Source organism: Pseudomonas sp., from assembly GCF_050739995.1.
In the GTDB taxonomy this organism is placed as follows: domain Bacteria; phylum Pseudomonadota; class Gammaproteobacteria; order Pseudomonadales; family Pseudomonadaceae; genus Aquipseudomonas.
The window spans coordinates 1-4973 of the sequence record NZ_JBOICG010000797.1 but is presented as its reverse complement, the minus strand read 5'-3'; the positions used below and the strand labels follow the sequence as shown (position 1 = coordinate 4973).

General features: G+C 61.8%; 5 protein-coding genes. 2 read left to right on the top strand and 3 right to left on the bottom strand.

What is annotated here, in order from left to right:
• Together ACRESD_RS26995 and ACRESD_RS26990 are read left to right on the top strand one after the other, a co-directional pair.
• A partial coding sequence (locus ACRESD_RS26995; protein ID WP_431753699.1) for a response regulator occupies positions 1 to 1437 on the top strand: 1437 nt, incomplete at its 5' end.
• Positions 1438 to 1487: 50 nt separating this feature from the next.
• Complete coding sequence (locus ACRESD_RS26990; RefSeq protein ID WP_003174397.1) at positions 1488 to 1763, top strand: peptidylprolyl isomerase; 276 nt, start codon at positions 1488 to 1490, stop codon at positions 1761 to 1763.
• Between the two features lie 119 nt (positions 1764 to 1882).
• On the opposite strand, the gene ACRESD_RS26985 is transcribed toward ACRESD_RS26990, so the two are convergent.
• The 3 genes from ACRESD_RS26985 to ACRESD_RS26975 form a co-directional block, all read right to left on the bottom strand.
• The gene (locus ACRESD_RS26985) at positions 1883 to 2791 is read right to left on the bottom strand and encodes a sugar kinase (RefSeq protein ID WP_431753698.1); all 909 of its coding nucleotides are present in this window, start codon (positions 2789 to 2791) and stop codon (positions 1883 to 1885) included.
• Positions 2792 to 2902: 111 nt separating this feature from the next.
• Positions 2903 to 4111, bottom strand: coding sequence for an amino acid deaminase (locus tag ACRESD_RS26980; protein ID WP_431753697.1), 1209 nt, complete (start codon positions 4109 to 4111; stop codon positions 2903 to 2905).
• Positions 4112 to 4120: 9 nt separating this feature from the next.
• Complete coding sequence (locus ACRESD_RS26975; protein ID WP_431753696.1) at positions 4121 to 4885, bottom strand: IclR family transcriptional regulator; 765 nt, start codon at positions 4883 to 4885, stop codon at positions 4121 to 4123.
• Positions 4886 to 4973 lie beyond the last annotated feature (88 nt).

Sequence of the window (4973 nt, the reverse complement as noted above, 5' to 3'; positions counted from 1 at the left end):
GCGCTCAAGGGCAAGGCGTGCAGTTTTCTGACCGTCACGCCCCATCGCGACGGTCGGCCACGCCACGCGCTGATGAAGTACCTGCCGCGCTTCAGTAACGACGGCTCGGTGAACGGTTTCTACATTTTTGTGATCGATGAGACCGAGCGCATCCTCACCGAGGAAGCCCTGCGCCACCTCAACGAGAACCTTGAAGAACGCGTGGCCCAGCGCACCCAAGCGCTCGCCGAAGCCAACCAGCGCCTGCAAAACGAAATGTTCGAGCGCGAACGCGCCGAAGATGCGTTGCGTCATGCGCAAAAGATGGAAGCGGTGGGCCAGCTCACCGGCGGCATCGCCCATGACTTCAACAATATGCTCACCGGCATCATCGGCAGCCTGGACCTGATGCAGCGCTATATCGCTGCCGGGCGCAGTGACGAAATCGGCCGGTTCACCGACGCCGCAGTGTCGTCGGCCCATCGGGCGGCCGCCCTCACCCACCGCCTGCTGGCGTTCTCGCGACGCCAGTCGCTGGACCGTCGACCGATCGACCCCAACCAGTTGGTGGCGTCGCTGGAAGACCTGTTCCGCCGTACCAAGGGCGCACATATCACGCTCAAGGTGCAACTCGGCCAGGACATCTGGCCGGTCAACACCGACGCCAGCCAACTGGAAAACGCCCTGCTCAATCTGGTGATCAACGCGCGCGACGCCATGCCCGATGGCGGCGAACTGCTGATCGAAACCGCCAACAGTTACCTGGACGGCACCGATATCACCACGCTGGAACCGGTCAAGGCCGGGGATTACGTGATGCTCGGCGTGTGCGACAACGGCACTGGCATGGCGCCGAAAATCCTCGCCAAGGCCTTCGACCCGTTTTTCACCACCAAACCCATCGGCCAGGGTACGGGCCTGGGGCTGTCGATGATCTATGGCTTTGCCCAACAGTCCGGCGGCCATGTGACCATTCACAGTGAACCGGACCAGGGCACTTGCGTGCGCCTGTACCTGCCGCGCCTGTATGGCACCGCGCTGGAAAGCAGCCAACCACCGAACGTGAGTGAAGCCCCGCTGGCACTGGCCGGCGAGGCCGTGGTGGTGGTTGAGGATGATCCCGCCGTGCGCATGCTGGTGGTCAATGTGCTGGATGAACTGGGCTACACCGCGCACCAGGCCGCCGACGCCCGCACGGCGCTGCCGCTGCTGGAGTCTGACCTGCGTGTGGACCTGCTGGTGACCGACGTCGGCCTGCCGGGCATGAACGGCCGGCAACTGGCGGAAATCGCCCGCCAGCACCGTCCGGGGCTGCGCGTGTTGTTCATGACGGGTTACGCCGAAAAAGCCGCCGAGCGCCAGGGCTTTCTGGAAGAGGGAATGGACATGGTGGCCAAACCCTTTTCCATCGATTTGCTGGCCACGAAAATCCGCAGCATGATCAGCGTTGACAGCTGACTTCAGGCATAATCCCGCGCCCTTACGTTTGACCGTTGCAAGGTAACAAGATGAAAGCCCAAGCCCGTCACATCCTGGTCAAGACCAGTGAAGAAGCCGAACAGCTCAAGCAGCGCATTGCCAAGGGCGAAGCGTTTGATGTGCTGGCCAAGAAGTATTCCACCTGCCCGTCAGGCAAGCGCGGCGGTGACTTGGGTGAAGTACGACCTGGGCAAATGGTGGGCGCGATTGATGCGGTGATCTTCAAGAAGCCGGTGAAGGTGGTTCACGGGCCGATCAAGAGTAAGTTCGGGTATCACCTGGTGCAGGTGTTTTACCGCGATTGAGCGTCTGACTTTAGACCGCTATCGGGAGCAAGCCCCCTCCCACAGTAACTGCATTTCATCTGGAGGAATGCGGTCAACTGTGGGAGGGGGCTTGCTCCCGAACCGCCGCAGGCGGCCAATCACCGAGGAATCAGAGCGCCTGGAAACTGAATAACCCGGCTCGCCAAGCGATGCCCAGCCAAGGCAGCCTCCTCAGGCGAACCACCCTTGAGCCGACTGGCCAGGTACGCCGCACTGAACGAATCCCCCGCCGCTGTCGTATCCACCACCTTCTCCACCTGGATGGCCGGCACGCAAAAGCGCGCGCCCTTGCAACGGATCAGGCACGCATCCGCCCCACGCTTGAGCACCACTTCGGCCAACGTCGGATAGGCCGCGAACACCTGCTCGCTGTCCGCATAACCAAACAGCGCACGCTCGTCATCTTCGGTCAGCAAGGCGATATCCACTTCGCCCATGACCTGGTGATACGCCACACGCGCCGCCTCGACACTGGCCCACAAACGCGGCCGGTAGTTATTATCGAACACCACCTTGCCACCGCGACGACGGGCTTCGATCAGTGTTTGCAGTAGGCGTTCACGCCCGATCTCACCCAGCACCGCCAGGGTAATGCCGCTGAAATACACCACGTCATAGTCCGGCAAGGCGACGAGGATCGGCTCTGCCGCTGGCGTGGTGAAACAATCACGCACCGCGGCCTCGTTGCGCCAATACAGAAACTTGCGCTCCCCGTTGGCATCGGTCTGGATGCAATACAACCCCGGCAAACGTCCGGCCAGGCGCTGGACCATGCCCAGGCCCAGCCCTTCATCAGTCCATTGCTGGCACATGGCATCGCTGAAACTGTCATCGCCCAGGGCGGTGACGTAGTCGACGCTGCCGCCGCTATCGCCCAGCTCACGACGCAAGTACACCGCCGTGTTCAGGGTGTCACCGCCGAAGCTCTGGTGCAGGCTGCCGTCGGCGCGGTGTTGCAATTCGATCATGCATTCGCCGATGAGGGCGATGTGGGGGTGGGTGCTCATGTCAGGTTCTCGGGTGTGACTGATGGCCTCTTCGCGAGCAAGCCCGCTCCCACATTTGGAATGCATTTCAACTGTGGGAGCGGGCTTGCTCGCGAAAGGAGCAGCTCGGTTTCAGAAGCAGGTATGCAGGGACTCGATCACCTGCAACTGCTCATCCACCAGGCAGCCGACCTGCCACTTGTCGAAGGTCAGGCAAGGGTGCGAGGTGCCGAACGAAATAATGTCGCCGATGCGCAACTCAATGCCCGGCGCCACCGTCATGAACGCATGCTGGTCCATCACCGCCGTCACCTTGCACGCGCTCACGTCATCACCTTCCGCCGGCAGGATACCGGCCTTGTAGCGTTTGAGCGGCACCGGCAAACCGGCGTCGTAGGCCACGTCGCGCTTGCCGAGGGCAATCACCGCAAAACCCGGCTCGGGCAGCGACTGCACATGCGCCCAGACTTCCAGGGCCGGGCGCAGGCCTTCGTTAAGGTCGCTGCGACGGTCGAGCACGCAGCACTGCGCTTCTTTGTAGATGCCATGGTCATGAGCCACGTAACTGCCCGGGCGCAATACACTGAGGAAACGGCCGGCGGCGTTTTGCGTTTCAAAAGACTCGGCGATCAGGTCGTACCAGGCCGAACCGGAGGCCGTCACGATTGGCTTGGCCAGTTCGAAGGCGCCGTTGTTTTGCAGGTCCACCGCCAAACGCACCAGGCTGGCGGCGAACTCGCGAATACCGCTGATGGCGTGCTCACCATGGATCACACCTTCGTAACCTTCGATACCCGTGAGCGCCAGCGCGGGCTGGGCCTTGATCGCCTTGGCCAGGTCGCGTACTTCCTGCTCGCTGCGGCAACCGCAACGTCCGCCGACCACGCCGTATTCGATCATCACGTTCAAGCGCAAGCCACGGGCGGCGAAGAACAGGCCAAGGTCGGCGACGTTGTCCGGGTGGTCGACCATGCAATGGAAGTCAAAATCCTTGTCGGCCAGCAAGTCAGCGATCAGCGCCATGTTCGGCGCGCCTACCAACTGGTTGGCCATCAACACACGGCGCACGCCACCGGCATAGGCGGCGCGGGTCTGCACGGCGTTGGCCAGGGTGATGCCCCAGGCACCTTGGGCGATCTGACGCTGGAACAGCGCCGGCATCATGCTGGTTTTGCCGTGGGGCGCCAGTTCTGCGCCGCTGTTGCTGACAAAGTCCTGCATCCAGCGAATGTTGTGCTCCAAAGCGTCGCGGTGCAGCACCAGGGCTGGCAGGCTGACGTCACGGACCAGGTGAGCACCGACAGCGGCGGCGCCCTTTTCAACAGCATTGATGGCAGACATGAAATGCTCCTATTCGTTGATGCGACGGGCCAGGTTATTGGCGCTTTCGATCAGCACCCGGCGATAGTCGTTGTAATGGGTGATGGCATCGGCACGCGGGGCAACGATGCACAACGTCGCAATGCTGATGCCCTGCGCGTCCCGCACGGGGGCGGCAAAGCAATGGGTAAAGGTGTCAGCCACGCTGTCGAAGGAAAAGAAACCATCGAGGGTGGCCTGACGGATTTGTGCCAGGAACGTCTCCAGCGGCAAGCGCTGGCCATCTGGCAGGATGAAGTCGTCGTGGTCGATCAGGTCGATGATCTGTTGGTCGCTCAGGTGTCCCAACAGCAAGCGCCCGGACGCCGTCCAGGGGATCGGCGCGTTTTCGCCGATGTCGGAGGAAATGCGGAAATGCCGCTCACCTTCGCGCATCAACGCCACCGTGTATTTGCGCCCGTTGAGCAGGCACATCTGCGCGGTTTCGCGGGTCTGGCTGACGATCTCCTGCAAGGCGTGGTCGGCCTCGCGGGTCAGGTCGAAGTGACGTAAATGCGCCTGGCCGAGAAAATACAGCTGGCGGCCCAGGTAGACATGTCCATCCTTGCCCACGGCCTCCAGGATGCGCCGCTCAAGCAAGGACGCAACCAATTCGTAGACGGTGGACTTGGGGCTGCCAATGCCGTTGGCAATATCATTCGGACGCAGGGGCTGGCCGATTTCCTTGAGAAAATCGAGGATATCGAATGCACGGTCCAGGCCTTTGGCGCGGCGTTTGATGGTGTCTTCGGTCATGGCGGTGTCTGGTCCCGTTCAAAACATTACTATCAACACAAATCCCCTGTGGGAGCGGGCTTGCTCGCGAATGCGGTGTGTCAGTGAA